The organism is Phyllobacterium sp. TAF24 (assembly GCF_052113785.1).
Classification (GTDB): domain Bacteria; phylum Pseudomonadota; class Alphaproteobacteria; order Rhizobiales; family Rhizobiaceae; genus Phyllobacterium.
Genome location: NZ_JBFRDN010000017.1, coordinates 1 through 16,320 on the forward strand (window position 1 = coordinate 1; position 16,320 = coordinate 16,320).

Genomic DNA, 16,320 nt, shown 5'->3' on the forward strand with positions numbered 1-16,320 from the left:
GTGCTAAAATGAAATTCATACAGACATTTGATCTTTATCCCTTCCTTGACACGACTATCAGCTTTGTCGCCGCCTTCATCTTCGGCACGCTGATCGGCGCGGAACGACAATACCGGCAGCGCACCGCCGGTCTGCGCACCAATGTGCTTGTGGCAATCGGCGCTGCGGCTTTCGTCGATCTGGCGCAGCGCATTGCCGGAACGACGGAAGCGGTGCGGGTCATTTCCTATGTGGTATCAGGCATCGGTTTTCTCGGTGCCGGCGTGATCATGAAAGAGGGCATGAATGTGCGCGGCCTCAACACAGCGGCGACACTTTGGTGTTCGGCGGCGGTGGGTGCCTGTGCGGGTACGGATATGCTTGCAGAAGCCGCATTGCTGACGGTGTTTGTTCTGGCTGGAAATACGCTGTTGCGCCCGCTGGTCAATTTCATCAATCGCATCCCGATCAGCGAACAGGCGGCGGAGGCAACCTATGAGGTCAAGCTGATATCAACCCGCGCGGCCATGCCTGCCATGCGCGATCTTCTGGTCGAAAAACTGGAGGATGCGGATTATCCCGTCAGCGACGTGGAGATTTTGGATCAGGGCGATGAGGAGACAGTGGAGATCGTCGCTACGCTGGTGAGCACGGCCATTGATCCCGCTGAGATCGATGCGGTTATCATCCATATGGAAAAGCAGAAGGGTATTTCCCATGGCACATGGGAAGGCAGCACCAAGGACTAGGTGGTGGCCATACATGTAACTAAATCACGCAAGGTTACAGCGCGATATATACTGTGATGATATTGCAACAGCGCCGTAGGCATTGCGGTCCGCCTTGTTTTTGACACAGAGTTGCCGCGATCCGATCTCAAAGGAACAGCAAAGCGGTAGCCACGACCGCCTGTCCGCCCTGCCTATCCCAACGTTTGAAAGCATACAGAATGTCATCCCTTGTTTCGCGCCGGTCATTCCTGACCGGGCTGTCGCTTGCTGCCGTTTCCGCGGTTGCGGCCTGTGCCCAATTGCCCAAACAGTCCCTCGAAGTCGCCGATGTCCAAACGCCTCCCGCGCCGGAACAGCCACCGGTTGCAGCGCGGGTTGAACCGGCAAAGCCTGATTACGTCAGCATGTACCGTGCGGTTGAAGAGGATGGCTACAAACTGCCCGCCATTCCCTTTGCCAAGGTCAATGAGAAATTCCTGCGGCAGATCGTGGATGATCCGACAGGGGAGAAGCCCGGCACGATTGTCATCAACACGGTCGACAAGTTTCTCTATCTGGTGCTGAAGAATGGCAAGGCCATGCGTTACGGCGTCGGGCTGGGCCGTCAGGGCTATTCGTGGAAGGGCCGCGCGATTGTTCAGTGGAAGCGCAAATGGCCGACATGGACACCGCCATCAGCGATGATTTCGCGCGATCCGAAACTGGAAAAGTGGCGGCAGGGTATGCCGCCGGGTGTGAACAATCCGCTTGGTTCGCGCGCGCTTTACATCTTCCAGGGCGGCGTCGATACGCTCTACCGGATTCATGGTTCGCCCGACTGGAACTCCATCGGCAAATCCGCTTCATCTGGCTGTGTCCGCATGTTCAATCAGGATGTGATGGACCTGTATGATCGCGTTCCAAGCAAGACGCCCTTACTGGTTCTATAATCCCTGATGCAATTAAGATTGCGGTTTAATAGACCGCAATCTCAATGATGCGGATGAACGCATTTGCCGTGATCGGCCAGAATTTCGATCACACGGCATTCCCCAACGCGGCCATGCCTGCATCCTTCGACCATTAGTTCAAGCTCGGCTTTCAGCGCATTCAGGCTGCGGATACGCTGCTCAACCTCGATGAGCCGTGCATTGGCGATACCATCTGCCGTTTCGCAGGGCTGGTTGGGATCATCCTGCAAATGCAGCAGAGTGCGGATCGAGTCGATTTCAAAACCGAGTTCCCGCGCATGGCGAATGAACGCCAGCCTGCGGATATCCGTGTCTTCATAATGCCTGCGGTTGCCGTCCGTGCGCGCCGGTTCTGCCAGCAACCCGATCTGCTCATAATAACGGATCGTCGGCACTTTGACGCCGCTGCGCTTGGCTGCTTCACCGATTGAAATTTCTTTCAACATTTCGCTTGCTCCTCTAGTCACTAGAGCATGTAGCGTTGCCGTCAACAGAGTCAAGAGAGGTTGAATCATGACAGCAGCGCCAACGCAAACCCGCTTCCGGGTCGAGGGCATGGACTGTGCCAGCTGTGCAGCCAAGATCGATACGGCGGTGCGCCGCTTGCCGGGAGTATCTGACATTTCCGTCTCGGTCACTGCCGGGACAATGACAGTCAAACACGATGAGACGGCGGATCTGACTGTTCTCCAGAAAAAGGTGGGCGGGCTTGGCTACAAGGTTTCGCCGCTGACTGCCAAAAGCACTGCACAGGCTGCCGCTCCGACATGCAGCGGTCACGATCACGCGAACCACAACCATGCAGGTCATTCCCACGAAGGACATGATCATGGGGATCACCACGATCACGACCATGCGGGACACGATCATTCAGGTCATGACCACGCAAAAGCAAATGCTCCTGTGGTCGCTGCCGCCGCGTCGGCGCAAAGTTCAAAGCCAAGCCGCTGGTGGCAGAGCCGCAAGGGCTTTTTGACTATCATCAGCGGCGTGGCTCTGGTTGCGGCCTACGGCGTTGGCAAGCTCTATCCTGACATTGCCAACTGGGCTTTTGTGGTCGCGATGTTTGTCGGGCTTGTCCCCATTGCCCGCCGGGCGATCATGGCTGCCCGATCGGGCACGCCATTCTCCATTGAAATGTTGATGACCATCGCGGCGATTGGTGCTGTGTTTATCGGCGCGGGTGAAGAAGCTGCCGCCGTAGTGTTCCTGTTTCTGATTGGCGAATTGCTGGAAGGCGTTGCGGCTGGCCGTGCCCGTGCCAGCATTCAAGGTCTGGCTGATCTCGTCCCCAAAACCGCATTGGTGGAACGCGGCGGCAACACCACGTCAGTGCCTGCCGATAGTCTTGTTATCGGCGACATCATCCTTGTCCGTCCGGGTGACCGTATTCCCGCCGATGGCGAGATCACCGAAGGCACAAGCGAAATCGACGAAGCGCCGGTGACGGGTGAAAGCACACCCAAGCGCAAAAATGTTGGCGATACGGTTTTTGCCGGTACGATCAATACCGATGGTGTTCTGCGGATCAAGGTAATAGCGACATCGAGTGACAATACGATTGCGCGGGTCATCAGGCTCGTTGAAGAGGCGCAGGAAAGCAAGGCTCCAACCGAGCGCTTTATTGACGGTTTTTCGCGCTACTACACACCTGCCATCATGGTTGTGGCCGCGCTTGTTGCTGTCGTGCCGCCATTGTTCATGGGCGGTATCTGGAGTGAATGGGTCTATAAGGGTCTCGCCATTCTGTTGATCGGTTGTCCCTGTGCGCTGGTTATTTCGACGCCCGCTGCCATTGCCGCAGGTCTTTCCGCCGGTGCGCGGCGCGGCCTGCTGATGAAGGGCGGCGCTGTACTTGAGACCTTCAGAAAAGTCACGGCTGTTGCCTTCGACAAGACGGGCACTTTGACCGAAGGCAAACCCGTCGTCACGGATATCGTTTCATTCGGCATGCCCGAGCAGGAAATCCTGTCGATGGCCGCTGCTCTCGAAACTGGTTCCAGCCATCCGCTTGCCATGGCCATTCTTGATAAGGCAAAGGCTGACGGCGTTACGGTTCTCCCATCCACCTTGGCCAAGGCTGTATCAGGCAAGGGCGTTGAAGGAACTGTTTCCGGCAAGACGGTGTTTCTCGGCTCGCCGCAGGCGGTTAGCGAAACGACGCCACTCAGCGCCGAACAAACAGCTTCAATTGAAAAGCTGAATGATCAGGGAAAGACGGTTTCCGTTGTGGTTGTTGCGGGCAAACTCGCGGGATTGCTGGCCATGCGCGATGAGCCGCGTGCCGATGCGGAGCGCGGACTTGCTGTGCTGAAAGAGCAGGGCATTCGCGCCGTGATGCTGACAGGTGATAACCGCCGCACCGCCGAAGCCATTGCCTCCAAACTGGGCATTGAGCCAAGAGCCGAATTGCTGCCACAGGATAAGCAGCGGATCGTTGGCGAGATGCAGCGTTCCGGCCTGACTGTTGCCAAGGTTGGCGATGGCATCAACGATGCTCCCGCGCTTGCCGCAGCCGATATCGGTATCGCTATGGGCGGGGGCACCGATGTGGCGCTTGAAACCGCCGATGCGGCGATCCTGCATGGCCGGGTGATCGATGTTGCCAATATGATTGATCTGTCGAAGACTGTAATGAGCAACATCCGCCAGAACATCACTGTCGCGCTTGGATTGAAGGCGGTGTTTCTGGTGACGACCATCATTGGCCTCACCGGATTGTGGCCCGCGATCCTTGCCGATACGGGCGCAACTGTGCTGGTAACAGCCAACGCCATGCGGCTTCTCGGCTGGAAGGGCCGCTCATAGAAAATGATGTGTGACGGCTATCTGCTTGAGATGCCGTCACACACCAAGATAGCGATCCTGAATCTCGCTTGTCAGTTCTCCCGGCAGTCCGCTCCAGATAGTGCGTCCCCTTTCGAGGATCACGCAGCGGTCAGCTACCGGCAGCAGTTCCGACAGGGTTTTATCAACAACCAGAATGGACTGGCCCTGTTGTTTCAGCGCGGCGATGGCCTTCCAGATTTCCTGCCGGATGACGGGCGCCAGCCCCTCTGTTGCCTCATCGAGAACAATCAGTTTGGGGTTGGTCATCAGCGCGCGACCGACCGCAAGCATCTGCTGTTCGCCGCCCGAAAGGGAATTGGCATATTGGCCGGAGCGTTCCGCGAGGCGGGGGAAGAGCGCATTCACCTCCTTGATCGTCCAGAAACCGCTGCGCGCCGAGGCCAGCAGATTTTCCGCGACGGTGAGGTTAGGAAAGCAGCGGCGTCCTTCCGGCACAAGGCCGAGACCAAGCCGGGCAATGCGATAGGGCTTTGCCGCCGAGATATCATTATCTGCAAAGCGGATCGTGCCATGGCGTAAGGGTGAGAGGCCGAAGATCGAGCGAATGGTGGTGGTTTTACCCATGCCGTTGCGGCCCATAAGCGCGACGACTTCGCCTTCTGCCATCGCAAGATCAACACCGAAAAGCGCCTGCGATGCGCCATAGAATGTTTCGACCTTCGCAAGTTCCAGCAGCATCAGACGCTCTCCCCGAGATAGGCTTCGCGCACAAGCGGGTTCTGCCGGATCTCATCGACGGAGCCGGTTGCAATGATGCGGCCATAGACGAGCACCGAAATACGGTCGGCCAAGGCGAAGACCGCATCCATATCGTGTTCAATAAGAAGGATTGGTGCTTCATGCCGAAGCGTATCAAGAAATGCTGTCAGCCGCTTTGAGCCTTCCGGTCCCATGCCCGCCATCGGTTCATCAAGCAGAAAGGCCTTGGGACCAAGTGCCAGCGCAATGGCGATCTCAAGCTGGCGGCGTTCCCCATGGGAAAGCTCGGCGCTGGGTATATCAGCGCGGTCAAGCAGCCCGACACGGCCAAGCATGTCTCGCGCTCTGTCTTTGAGCGAAGCATCGGCCATGACGGGCTTCCAGAAGCGGAAGCTCGAACCCTCATTGGCCTGAACGGCCAGCATGACATTGCGCAGCGCCGAGAACTCCGGTGTCAGTGACGATATCTGGAATGTGCGGCCAAGTCCCCGTTGTGCGCGCTGCGAAACATCCAGCGCCGAAATATCATGGCCCATGAAATGAATCGCACCGCTATTATGTTTCAATGTCCCGGCAATCTGGTGGATGAGTGTAGATTTTCCTGCTCCGTTCGGCCCGATCAGCGCATGGATTTCGCCGGGATAAAGGTCAAGGCTGACATCATCAGTCGCCTTCAGCGCGCCGAAGGATTTGCAGAGATTGCGGATGCTCAGAACGGGTTCAGCCATGACGCACCTTCCCGGCGAGAAGACCAACAAGACCGCCGCGCCCGAACAGGACGACCGCGAGGAGAATGAGACCAAGGAAAAGTTGCCAATGCTCGGTCAGCCCGCCAAGGGCAAATTCGAACAGGACAAACAGGATGGCCCCCGCAACAGGGCCAAAGAGACGGCCGGTGCCTCCCAATATAATCAGCACGATCAATTCACCGGACATGCTCCACGACAGCATGGACGGGCCGACAAAGCGGTTGAGATCGGCAAAGAGGGCGCCCGCGATGGCGGTGATCATCCCCGATAGAATGAAGGCAACCAGCCGGATGCGCAGTGGCCGGATGCCGATGGACGCGACGCGCATCTCGTTTTGCCGGGTTGCCTGCAGGGCGGCACCAAAACGGGAATCTCTCAATCGGGCGAAGGCGAAGAGAGCAAGCAGAAGCAGGGCATAGGCGATCAGGAAGAAATTGAGGGGAGCAAGTGTGTTCACACCGGGAAAGCCATTGCGTATCGTGATCGAGAGGCCGTCCTCGCCGCCATAGGCGGGCCATGAAATGGCGAAATAATAGATCATCTGGGCAAAGGCGAGGGTGATCATGATGAAATAGACGCCCGATGTGCGCAGGCTGATCAAGCCAATGAGAAATGCAACCAGACCGGCAACAATGGCGCTGACAATCCAGATGACCGGCATCTGGTTTGTCGCCATGATGACAAAGGGCGAGGAGAGAAGCGGTATCTGGTTGAAGGCATGGGTGGCAAATATTCCAGCCACGTACCCGCCAATGCCAAAGAAGGCCGCATGGCCGAACGAGACTAGCCCACCAAGCCCAAGCGCCAGATTCAATCCGACAGCGGCAAGGGCGAGAATGGCAATACGGGTGGCAAGCGTCATGTAGAAGGGCTCGCCCATGCCAGAAGCCACGAAGGCCAGTACGGGCAAAATCAGGGCAAGAACGATATTCACAAGGCGCTCGCGGTTCACCATTTCACCCCTCACGCATTGACCGCAAAGAGGCCTTTTGGCCGCACTGCGAGGATGAAGGCCATGACGATGTAGATCAGCATGGAGGCGACAGCAGCGCCCGCCGTAGCCGCCTGCGAGGGTTCCATGAACAGCGTGAACAGTTGCGGCAGGAGAAAGCGCCCCATCGTATCGACAACACCAACAAGAATGGCACCGGCAAGCGCACCTTTGATGGAGCCGATACCGCCGATGACGATAACGACAAAGGCAAGAATGAGCACAGGTTCCCCCATGCCTACCTGCACCGATTGCAATGCGCCGACGAGTGCTCCGGCAAGACCTGCAAGCGCCGCTCCAAGCGCAAAAACGATGGTGTTGAGCGAGGCAATGTCGACGCCAAGCGCGCCGATCATTTCCCGGTCGGATTCGCCAGCACGGATGCGCATGCCCAACCGTGTTTTTGCAATCAGTAGATAGAGCCCGATGGCAACGACAAGTCCCGCGCCAATGATAGCGAGCCGGTAAAGCTGGTATTGCGCACCGCCCGGCAGGCTGATTGCGCCCTGCAGTACTTTTGGTATGTCGAGATAGAGTGGAAAGGAGCCGAAAACCCAGCGGGTGCCTTCCGAAAAGATCAGGATAAGCGCGAAGGTGGCAAGCACCTGATCCAGATGATCGCGGTTGTAGAGGCGGCGGATCACGGTGACTTCGACAATCGCTCCGGCAGCGGCGGCGGCAATGAGACTGGCCACCAGACCGAGCCAGAACGAGCCAGTATAGGCGGCAACGGCAGCACAGGCGAAAGCGCCGACCATATAGAGCGAGCCATGGGCGAGGTTAATCACCCCCATGACGCCGAAAATCAACGTCAATCCGGCGGCCATCAGAAACAGCATAATGCCGAACTGCAGGCCGTTCAGGGCTTGTTCAATGATGAGAGCCGACGACAAGTTTCATCCAATCCATAACAGGCATAGCAACGTGCGCGGACTTTTCATCCGCGCACCGGGTTTTACCGCCTACATCTTGCAGTTGGCTGCATAGGCATCCTGATGATCGGTGAAGCTGGTGGCGACGATCTTGTTGGTCAAAACGCCGTCTTCCTTGATCACTTCACGCACATAGATGTCCTGGATCGGATGGTTGTTGTTGCCGAACTTGAACTTGCCGCGCACGGAATCGAACTTGGCTTCTTTCAGAGCGGCGCGGAAGGCATCCTTGTCCTTGACGCTCGCCTTGGCGACAGCCGAGAGGATCAGATTGGCGGTGTCATAGCCCTGTGTCGCGTAGAGCGATGGCAGGCGCTTATACTCAGCCTTGAAGGCCGCGACATATTTCTTGTTGGCCGCATTATCGAGGTCTTTTGACCAATGCGACGAGTTCTTCACACCCAAGGCTGCATCGCCGATGGCGCCGAGCACATCCTGATCGAAGGAAAAGCCGGGGCCCATAACTGGGGTGGAAATGCCCGATTGTGAATACTGCTTCATGAAGGCAATGCCCATACCACCGGGCAGGAAGAAATAGACACTGTCAGCACCCGACGCGCGGATCTGCGCGATCTCGGTGGCATAGTCTGTTTGGCCGACCTTGGTATAGAGTTCGCCCGCCAAAGCGCCCTTGTAGAAACGCTTGAAGCCGGTGAGTGCATCTGTGCCCGCCGGATAGTTCGGGGCAAGAATGAAGGTTTTTTTGTAATTGGCTGTATTGGCGTAATTGCCCATCGCCTCATGCAGATTGTCGTTCTGATAGGCAACGTTGAAGTAATTGGGGTTGCATTTTTCCCCGGCAAGCGCCGATGGACCCGCATTGGTGGACAGATAGAATGTGCCCTGACCAACAACACCGGGAACAACCGCCATGGCAAGGTTTGACCAGACAATGCCGGTGAGAATATCGACCTTTTCGCTCTGGACCATCTTGTCGGCAATCTGCACGGCAAGCTCCGGCTTTTGCGCATCATCCTCAACGATGACCTTGATATCCTTGTTACCAGACTCCTTGATGGCAAGCAGAAAACCATCGCGGATATCGATGCCAAGTCCTGCACCACCGCCCGATAGCGTGGTGATCATGCCGATCTTTACAGGTTCAGCCATGGCCTGAGCCGAAAAGGCCAAACCTGCCACCAATGCCGCTGCTGCTATTGTCTTCATTGCGTCGTTCCCCTTATTTTTATGGTTCATCTCAATTGCAAATTGATCTTCGATGCAAGTGCTCACGCGCTCTAATTCTGTGTTGTCTTATCCTCCGCAAAACGGGTTAGAGCCGGACACGGATCATATCGGCCAGAAGGATGGATTTGACCGCAGCGCTCAAGCGTATTGCTAACAACGGGTAGACCAAGCGTATCAAGCATTTCATGCGGGCCATGCCGGAAATTCAGGCCGAGTTTCAGCGCGGTATCAATTCCCGTTGTCGTGGACAGGCCCTGTTCAAACGCAAAGGCTGCTTCATTAATCAGCATAGCCGCCACGCGCAGGAAGATGAGCCCCGGTGTATCCGCAATTTCATGCAGTTCAACACCGAGCGCCTTGGCTTGCAGTGCTATGGAGTGAATATCGGCCTCTCTCAGTTCGTATTGCGCGAAGGCAAGCGTCACGGGACCGCGCCAGTTGCCGATCTGCCGGTCCAGCACAATGGTGGGCTGGTGGTTGGCAGTACCAAGCTCATGTGCAGTGCGGCCATCGCTCAGATGAACGGCGACACCCGTGCGCGTCTCCAACTGCCGTTTCAACGCTTCAACTGTGGATATGTGGCTCTCCCCCGAGAGCACATTGTCCTGACGGGGATAGGTGAAGAACCCATTGCCGGTTTTGCGGCCAAGTCTGCCCTCGGCCTTCATGTCTTCGAGAAGCGGCGAGGGTTTGAAGCGTGGTGACCGCTCAAACCCTTCCCATACGGATTTCGTTGCGGCAAGGTTGATATCGGCGCCTACAAGATCAATCAGTTCAAATGGCCCGAGAGGAAAACCACCCGATGATTTGATACAGGCATCGATGGTTATGGCGTCGGCAATGCGGTCTTCAAGCAGTTGGAGCGCTTCACCGTAAAAGGGACGGGCACAGCGATTGACCAGAAATCCCGGACTGTCACGCACCTCGACCGGTGTCTTCCCGAGCCTCACAACGAGATCGGATAGTTTCGTTGTCACGTCGGTTTCGGTCTGCGAACCGGCGACGACTTCAACGAGTTTCATCAGCGGAGCCGGATTGAAGAAATGCAGTCCGGCAAAACGTTTGGGATCCCGGATGGAGCGGGCGATTGCATCGATGGATAGGGATGAGGTGTTGGTAGCGAGGAGACAATCCGGGGTGCAGATCGCTTCCAATGATTGGAACAGCGCAGCCTTGGCTTCCAGCGTCTCGATGATGGCTTCGACAACCAATTGTGCAGGCGCCAGATCATTCAAGGTCTCGGCAATGACGATATTCCCGGCGCACGCATCACGCTCGCCTTCCGTCGATTTGCCACGCGCGATACGCAGGTCAATCTCGGCAAGGATCGTGGCTTTGGCTTTCGCAGCCATGCCCTCCTGCGTATCATGCAGAATTGCCCTTATGCCGGATCGTGCGATCAGATGGGCGATACCCCGTCCCATGGTGCCAGCACCAACAATGCCAATGATGTTGACTGGATGAGCCATTAGCGCCTCCTGAAGTCAGGTTGGCGTTTGGCTGGGAATACCGCATTGCCTGCATCGGGGCGCGTCAGTGTCAGGATGGCGTAACCATCCTTCACCTCGGTTTGGATATAGTTTTCCATATCGCATCCCCCCTGCAGTTTGCTCTGCTTGAATTGACTATCCCCATAAATTGAAAATTATTCAAGCTTGAAATTTCATGCTTGAAATTATTTTGATGCGGTGACACGATGAGCAGGGTTTAACGGGAGTATGCCTGATGAAGATCGCTTGCCTTGGAGGAGGACCCGCCGGTCTCTATTTCGCGATCAGCATGAAGCTGCGCAATCCCGGCCACGACATCACCGTGATCGAGCGCAACAAGCCTGATGATACGTTCGGCTGGGGCGTCGTGCTTTCAAGCGAGACATTGGCGAACCTTGCCGCCAACGACCCGGTGAGTGCTGATGCGATCCGCGCGCACTTTGCCTATTGGGATGATATCGCCGTTCACTTCAAGCAGACCGAAACCGTTTCAACCGGCCATGGCTTTTGCGGCATCGGGCGCAAGAAACTGCTGATGCTTTTGCAGGACCGCGCCCGTGAACTGGGCGTGAACCTGCAGTTCGAAACGCCTGTTGATGATATCCCGGCGCTTGCGAAGACTTATGATCTGGTCGTTGCTGCCGATGGTTTGAATTCGCGCACCCGCACGGTCTTTGCTGAACATTTCAAGCCTGAAGTTGATACCCGTAAATGCAAATTTGTCTGGCTTGGTACACACCAGAAATTCGACAACGCGTTCACCTTCATTTTCGAGGAAACCGAGCACGGCTGGGTCTGGGCGCATGCCTATCAGTTTGACGGCGATACGGCGACATTCATTGTCGAGTGCAGTCAGGAGACATGGGACAAGTTCGGCTTTGGCAGTATGAGCCAGCAGGAATCCATTGCGGTCTGCGAGCGGATTTTTGCCAAATATCTCGGCGGTCATGCATTGATGACCAATGCCAACCACATTCGCGGTTCCGCATGGATCAGTTTTCCGCGTGTTCTGTGTGAAAAATGGTCGTTTGACAATGTGGTGTTGCTGGGCGATGCGGCAGCTACAGCGCATTTTTCCATTGGTTCGGGCACAAAACTGGCGCTGGAAAGCGCGATTGCCCTCGCCAATTATCTCCATGCGGAAAAATCCATTGCAGACGCCTTCGCCAAATATGAGGACGAGCGGCGCTTGCAGGTGCTGCGCCTGCAATCAGCCGCGCGCAATTCGCTTGAGTGGTTCGAGGAAGTCGAGCGTTATTTTGAACTCGATCCGGTGCAGTTCAACTATTCACTGCTGACCCGCTCGCAGCGCATCAGCCATGAGAATTTGCGCCTGCGTGACCGGAACTGGCTGGGAAGCGCGGAAGGCTGGTTTCAGGAAAAGGCTGGAGCAAAAAAGGGAACGCAACGCGCGCCGATGTTTGCGCCGTTCAAGCTGCGCGACATGGTGCTGACAAACCGCATCGTCGTCTCGCCGATGGCGCAGTACAAGGCTGTTGACGGCACGCCTGGTGACTGGCACCTCGTGCATTATGGCGAGCGCGCCAAGGGCGGTGCTGGCCTCGTGACTATCGAGATGACCTGTGTCAGCCCGGAGGGACGGATCACCCCCGGTTGCACCGGCATGTATACGCCCGAGCATGAAGCGGCGTGGAAGCGCATTGTCGATTTCGTCCATGCGGAAACCGAAGCGAAAATCAGCTGCCAGCTTGGTCATTCCGGTGCGAAGGGATCAACGCGTCTTGGCTGGGAGGGAACGGATGTGCCCTTGCCCGATGGCAATTGGCCGGTGCTTTCCGCGTCTGGTCTGGCTTGGTCCCCGGATAACCAGACACCCATGGCGATGACCCGCGCCGATATGGATCGTGTGCGTGATCAGTTCGTGGTTTCGGCTGAGATGGCTGACAGAGCCGGTTTTGACATGCTGGAAATCCATGCGGCGCATGGTTATTTGCTCTCGTCGTTTATTACCCCCGTGATGAACAATCGCAGGGATGAATATGGCGGTTCGCTGGAAAACCGCATGCGCTATCCCCTCGAAATTTTCCGGGCGGTGCGCCTTGTCTGGCCCTCGGCAAAGCCCATTTCGATGCGCATTTCCGCCAATGACTGGATGGGTGACAAAGGCATCACACCGCAGGACGCGGTTGAGATTGCACGCATGTTGCAGGAGGCCGGTGTTGATATCTGCGATGTCTCGGCAGGACAGACCTCAATAGACGCCAAGCCTGTCTATGGCCGCATGTTCCAGACCCCGTTCTCGGATCGTATCCGCAACGAAACGGGCATGGCAACCATGGCTGTCGGCAATATTTACGAGCCCGATCATGCCAACTCGATCCTGCTCGCTGGACGCGCCGATCTTGTCTGTCTTGCTCGCCCGCATCTGGCTGACCCCTATTGGACGCTGCATGCGGCGGTGGCGCTGGGTGATAAGAGTGTGACGTGGCCAAAACCCTATTATCCCGGGCGGGATCAAATCTACCGTCTGGCGGAGCGCGCCGAAGTCATCGCTCCCATTGAGGGCGCGTAAATGGAACGGTCGCTCGCAGGTAAGATTGCGTTGGTTACCGGTGGCGGTTCGGGCGTGGGGGCAGCCATAGCGCTTGCGCTGGCGGGCGAAGGCGCACGGGTTGTGATTGCAGGCCGTCGCATCGAAGCGCTCAATGAAATTGCAGCACAATCAAAGCAGATCATTCCCATCGCCGTTGATGTAACTGACGAGGAATCCTCCCGGCTCTTGTTTGAGCGTATCCAGAGCGAAACAGGTTCGCTCGATATTGCGATAGCCAATGCGGGTTCGGCGACAAGCACACCCTTCCAGAAGTTGGATCTGAAGACATGGCAAAGCCAGATTGATCTCAATCTGACGGGCGTTTTCCTGACCTTCCAGCATGCGCTTTCTGCCATGACAGCGAAAAACAATGGGCGGCTGATTGCCATTGCCTCGACTGCGGGTCTGAAAGGCTATCCTTATGTGGCCGCTTATGCCGCTGCCAAGCATGGTGTCATCGGGCTGGTCCAGTCACTGGCGCTGGAATTCGCGAAAACCGGGATCACGGTCAATGCTGTTTGTCCGGGGTTCACCGAGACGCCGATGCTTGAACGGTCCATCGAAACCATCATGCAGAAAACCGGCAAAAGCCGCGACGAGGCAGTCGCTGCACTTGTCGCATCCAATCCGCAGAAGCGGCTGATCCAGCCGCAGGAGATTGCGCAGACGGTGCTTTGGCTATGCGGCCCGAACTCCGGCTCCATCACCGGGCAAGCCATATCCATTTCAGGAGGCGAAGTATGAGCAGCAAGAACAATCCTTCCGCCTCACGCAAAGCCGAGCCTGAGCGCGTGAAACAGAGCCTGCGCGTCTGGCTGAAAATGCTGAAAGCCACCAAGCATGTCGAAGCGGTTGTCCGGGAAAACCTGCGGGTTGAATTCGATACGACCTTGCCGCGCTTCGATGTGATGGCCGCGCTTTATCGTTTCGAGGAAGGGCTGAAGATGAGCGAGCTTTCTTCGGCGCTGCGGGTTTCCAACGGCAATGTCACGGGCATCATCGAGCGGCTTGTCTCGGATGGCGCGGTGCTGCGCGTCCCGGTCGCTGGCGACAAACGCGCCATGCTGGTGCGGCTGACACAGCGGGGCAGGGACGAGTTTGCCAAAATGGCGGCGGCACATGAACTCTGGATCAACGAGATTTTCGGCAGTCTGCCTGTGGATGTGACAGCGGGATTGCTCGCTACGCTGGATACAATCGAACATGCGCAAGGGTTGCACAGCGGGGAGGAACACGATGCGTGAGATGGCAAATTACAAGGCCACCCATTTCAAATGGAGCGTGACCGACGGCGTTGCAGTCATTTCACTTGATCGCCCGGAGCGCAAGAATCCACTGACCTTCGACAGCTATGCGGAACTGCGCGACTGCTTTCGCGCGCTTGTCTATGCGGATGATATCAAGGCGGTGGTCTTCGGCTCCAATGGCGGCAATTTCTGCTCCGGCGGCGATGTGCATGATATCATCGGCCCGCTTTTGAAGATGGACATGAAAAGCCTTTTGGAGTTCACCCGGATGACGGGCGATCTGGTCAAGGCGATCATGCATTGCGGCAAGCCTGTTATCGCCGCTGTCGATGGGGTCTGCGTGGGTGCGGGGGCGATCATTGCCATGGCATCAGACCTGCGCCTTGCGACACCCGTTGCCAAAACCGCGTTTCTGTTTACCCGTGTTGGCCTTGCTGGCTGCGATATGGGTGCCTGTGCGATCCTGCCGCGCATTATCGGGCAGGGCCGGGCTGCCGACCTGCTTTACACCGGACGCAGCATGTCCGCCGAGGAAGGCGAGCGCTGGGGTTTTTATAACCGGATTGTTGATGCGCAAAAGCTGGATGACGAGGCCTTCAAACTGGCAAAACGCCTCGCCGATGGTCCGACATTTGGCCATATGATGACCAAGACCATGCTCAATCAGGAATGGTCCATGTCCATCGATCAAGCCATCGAGGCGGAAGCGCAGGCGCAGGCGCTTTGCATGCAGACACAGGATTTCCAGCGGGCCTATGACGCATTCGTCGCGCATCAGACCCCAGTCTTCAAGGGCGATTGAAATGATTGATCGCAGCTTTCTGTCATGGCCGTTTTTCGAGGATGTGCATCGCCAGCTTGCCGATACGGTTGAAGCATGGGCGGTTGCCAATACGGGCCATATCGATCACGAGAACACTGATGACGCCTGTCGAGGTCTTGTCGCAAAGCTTGGAGAAGCCGGACTGCTCAGGCACACGGCGGTTGATCCTGATGCCACAGGCAAGCTTGATGTACGCAGCCTGTGCATCATTCGCGAGACGTTGGCGCGGCATGATGGGCTCGCTGATTTCGCCTTTGCCATGCAGGGACTTGGCACTGGTGCGCTGTCCCTGTTTGGCACCGATGCGCAAAAGCAATTCTGGTTGACGAAAACCCGCGCGGGCAAGGCGCTCTCCGCCTTCGCGCTCAGCGAGCCGCAGTCAGGCTCCGATGTGGCCAATCTGGAATTGGCGGCAGTGCGCGACGGCGACGGCTTTGTGCTCAATGGCGAAAAGACATGGATTTCCAATGGCGGGATCGCCGATGTCTATACGGTGTTTGCCCGCACGGGCGAAGGCGAGGGTGCCAAGGGCATCTCTGCCTTTATCGTGCCTGCCGATACGCCGGGGCTGATCATTGCCGAACGCCTTGAAGTGATCGCTCCGCACCCGCTGGCGCGGCTTGTCTTTGACAATTGCCGCATACCAGCCTCGGCGCTAGTAGGCGCGCCGGGTCAGGGCTTCCGCATTGCCATGTCAGTGCTTGATGTTTTTCGCTCCACTGTTGCTGCGGCAGCGCTGGGTTTTGCTCGCCGTGCACTGGATGAAGCGGTAAGCCGTGCCAATGGTCGTAACCTGTTCGGTGCGCCGATGTCCGACCTCCAAATGGTGCAGGGGCATATCGCCGATATGGCTGTCGATATCGATGCGGCGGCGCTGCTCGTCTACCGGGCCGCATGGCTGAAGGATAGCGGCGCCGAACGGGTCAGCCGGGAAGCCGCCATGGCCAAGCTTTATGCCACCGACCGGGCGCAAAGCGTGATCGACAAGGCTGTTCAGATTCACGGTGGAGATGGCGTTCGCAAAGGCAGCGTTGTCGAGCGCCTTTACCGGGAGATCAGGGCATTGCGCATCTATGAAGGTGCGTCGGACGTTCAAAAAATAATCATCGCAAGGCATGAACTTGCAAGGGGATAAAG

The 16,320-nt window shown here is 57.0% G+C and carries 15 protein-coding genes; 8 read left to right on the plus strand and 7 right to left on the minus strand.

Annotated elements, in window-relative coordinates; genetic code table 11:
* Positions 1-8: 8 nt before the first annotated feature.
* A complete protein-coding gene (locus AB4Y96_RS15325; protein WP_441918394.1) occupies positions 9-728 on the plus strand; it encodes an MgtC/SapB family protein in 720 nt (239 codons plus the stop codon).
* 200 nt (positions 729-928) lie between these two features.
* A complete protein-coding gene (locus AB4Y96_RS15330; protein ID WP_441918315.1) occupies positions 929-1,639 on the plus strand; it encodes a L,D-transpeptidase in 711 nt (236 codons plus the stop codon).
* Between the two features lie 41 nt (positions 1,640-1,680).
* Here AB4Y96_RS15330 and AB4Y96_RS15335 read toward each other — a convergent pair whose 3' ends face one another.
* A complete protein-coding gene (locus tag AB4Y96_RS15335; protein ID WP_441918395.1) occupies positions 1,681-2,103 on the minus strand; it encodes a MerR family transcriptional regulator in 423 nt (140 codons plus the stop codon).
* Between the two features lie 70 nt (positions 2,104-2,173).
* Between AB4Y96_RS15335 and AB4Y96_RS15340 the strand changes: the two genes are divergently transcribed.
* On the plus strand, positions 2,174-4,468 hold the full coding sequence (locus AB4Y96_RS15340; protein WP_441918316.1) for a heavy metal translocating P-type ATPase: 2,295 nt from the start codon (positions 2,174-2,176) through the stop codon (positions 4,466-4,468).
* A 36-nt stretch (positions 4,469-4,504) separates the two neighbouring features.
* Here AB4Y96_RS15340 and AB4Y96_RS15345 read toward each other — a convergent pair whose 3' ends face one another.
* The 6 genes from AB4Y96_RS15345 to AB4Y96_RS15370 form a co-directional block, all read right to left on the minus strand.
* Entirely contained in the window at positions 4,505-5,191 is a 687-nt protein-coding gene (locus AB4Y96_RS15345) for an ABC transporter ATP-binding protein (RefSeq protein ID WP_441918396.1), read from the minus strand.
* Positions 5,188-5,937: an ABC transporter ATP-binding protein gene (locus AB4Y96_RS15350; protein ID WP_441918317.1), complete on the minus strand. Its 750-nt coding sequence runs from the start codon at positions 5,935-5,937 to the stop codon at positions 5,188-5,190. The genes AB4Y96_RS15345 and AB4Y96_RS15350 overlap by 4 nt, the downstream gene beginning before the upstream one ends.
* The gene (locus AB4Y96_RS15355; RefSeq protein WP_441918318.1) at positions 5,930-6,913 is read right to left on the minus strand and encodes a branched-chain amino acid ABC transporter permease; all 984 of its coding nucleotides are present in this window, start codon (positions 6,911-6,913) and stop codon (positions 5,930-5,932) included. Before AB4Y96_RS15355 ends, AB4Y96_RS15350 begins: the two co-directional genes overlap by 8 nt.
* Before the next feature lie 8 nt (positions 6,914-6,921).
* Positions 6,922-7,842, minus strand: coding sequence for a branched-chain amino acid ABC transporter permease (locus tag AB4Y96_RS15360; RefSeq protein ID WP_441918319.1), 921 nt, complete (start codon positions 7,840-7,842; stop codon positions 6,922-6,924).
* Positions 7,843-7,911: 69 nt separating this feature from the next.
* Entirely contained in the window at positions 7,912-9,048 is a 1,137-nt protein-coding gene (locus AB4Y96_RS15365; RefSeq protein ID WP_441918320.1) for an ABC transporter substrate-binding protein, read from the minus strand.
* A gap of 71 nt (positions 9,049-9,119) precedes the next feature.
* The gene (locus AB4Y96_RS15370) at positions 9,120-10,538 is read right to left on the minus strand and encodes a 3-hydroxyacyl-CoA dehydrogenase NAD-binding domain-containing protein (protein WP_441918321.1); all 1,419 of its coding nucleotides are present in this window, start codon (positions 10,536-10,538) and stop codon (positions 9,120-9,122) included.
* 256 nt (positions 10,539-10,794) lie between these two features.
* Here AB4Y96_RS15370 and AB4Y96_RS15375 point away from each other — a divergent pair, with 256 nt between their 5' ends.
* Genes AB4Y96_RS15375 through AB4Y96_RS15395 form a run of 5 tightly spaced genes read left to right on the plus strand, consistent with a single transcriptional unit; the run spans position 10,795 to position 16,318 of the window.
* A complete protein-coding gene (locus AB4Y96_RS15375) occupies positions 10,795-13,092 on the plus strand; it encodes a bifunctional salicylyl-CoA 5-hydroxylase/oxidoreductase (RefSeq protein ID WP_441918322.1) in 2,298 nt (765 codons plus the stop codon).
* Complete coding sequence (locus tag AB4Y96_RS15380; protein ID WP_441918323.1) at positions 13,093-13,857, plus strand: SDR family NAD(P)-dependent oxidoreductase; 765 nt, start codon at positions 13,093-13,095, stop codon at positions 13,855-13,857.
* Complete coding sequence (locus AB4Y96_RS15385; RefSeq protein WP_441918324.1) at positions 13,854-14,357, plus strand: MarR family winged helix-turn-helix transcriptional regulator; 504 nt, start codon at positions 13,854-13,856, stop codon at positions 14,355-14,357. Before AB4Y96_RS15380 ends, AB4Y96_RS15385 begins: the two co-directional genes overlap by 4 nt.
* The gene (locus AB4Y96_RS15390; protein ID WP_441918325.1) at positions 14,350-15,162 is read left to right on the plus strand and encodes an enoyl-CoA hydratase family protein; all 813 of its coding nucleotides are present in this window, start codon (positions 14,350-14,352) and stop codon (positions 15,160-15,162) included. Before AB4Y96_RS15385 ends, AB4Y96_RS15390 begins: the two co-directional genes overlap by 8 nt.
* Position 15,163: 1 nt before the next feature.
* A complete protein-coding gene (locus tag AB4Y96_RS15395; protein WP_441918326.1) occupies positions 15,164-16,318 on the plus strand; it encodes an acyl-CoA dehydrogenase family protein in 1,155 nt (384 codons plus the stop codon).
* Positions 16,319-16,320 lie beyond the last annotated feature (2 nt).

Coding starts and splice junctions, on each gene's coding strand:
- AB4Y96_RS15390 (WP_441918325.1), top strand. CDS start 14,350: ATGCGTGAGATGGCAAATTACAAGGCCACCCATTTCAAATGGAGCGTG.
- AB4Y96_RS15330 (WP_441918315.1), top strand. CDS start 929: ATGTCATCCCTTGTTTCGCGCCGGTCATTCCTGACCGGGCTGTCGCTT.
- AB4Y96_RS15370 (WP_441918321.1), bottom strand. CDS start 10,538: ATGGCTCATCCAGTCAACATCATTGGCATTGTTGGTGCTGGCACCATG.
- AB4Y96_RS15350 (WP_441918317.1), bottom strand. CDS start 5,937: ATGGCTGAACCCGTTCTGAGCATCCGCAATCTCTGCAAATCCTTCGGC.
- AB4Y96_RS15365 (WP_441918320.1), bottom strand. CDS start 9,048: ATGAAGACAATAGCAGCAGCGGCATTGGTGGCAGGTTTGGCCTTTTCG.
- AB4Y96_RS15395 (WP_441918326.1), top strand. CDS start 15,164: ATGATTGATCGCAGCTTTCTGTCATGGCCGTTTTTCGAGGATGTGCAT.
- AB4Y96_RS15340 (WP_441918316.1), top strand. CDS start 2,174: ATGACAGCAGCGCCAACGCAAACCCGCTTCCGGGTCGAGGGCATGGAC.
- AB4Y96_RS15355 (WP_441918318.1), bottom strand. CDS start 6,913: ATGGTGAACCGCGAGCGCCTTGTGAATATCGTTCTTGCCCTGATTTTG.
- AB4Y96_RS15385 (WP_441918324.1), top strand. CDS start 13,854: ATGAGCAGCAAGAACAATCCTTCCGCCTCACGCAAAGCCGAGCCTGAG.
- AB4Y96_RS15375 (WP_441918322.1), top strand. CDS start 10,795: ATGAAGATCGCTTGCCTTGGAGGAGGACCCGCCGGTCTCTATTTCGCG.
- AB4Y96_RS15380 (WP_441918323.1), top strand. CDS start 13,093: ATGGAACGGTCGCTCGCAGGTAAGATTGCGTTGGTTACCGGTGGCGGT.
- AB4Y96_RS15325 (WP_441918394.1), top strand. CDS start 9: ATGAAATTCATACAGACATTTGATCTTTATCCCTTCCTTGACACGACT.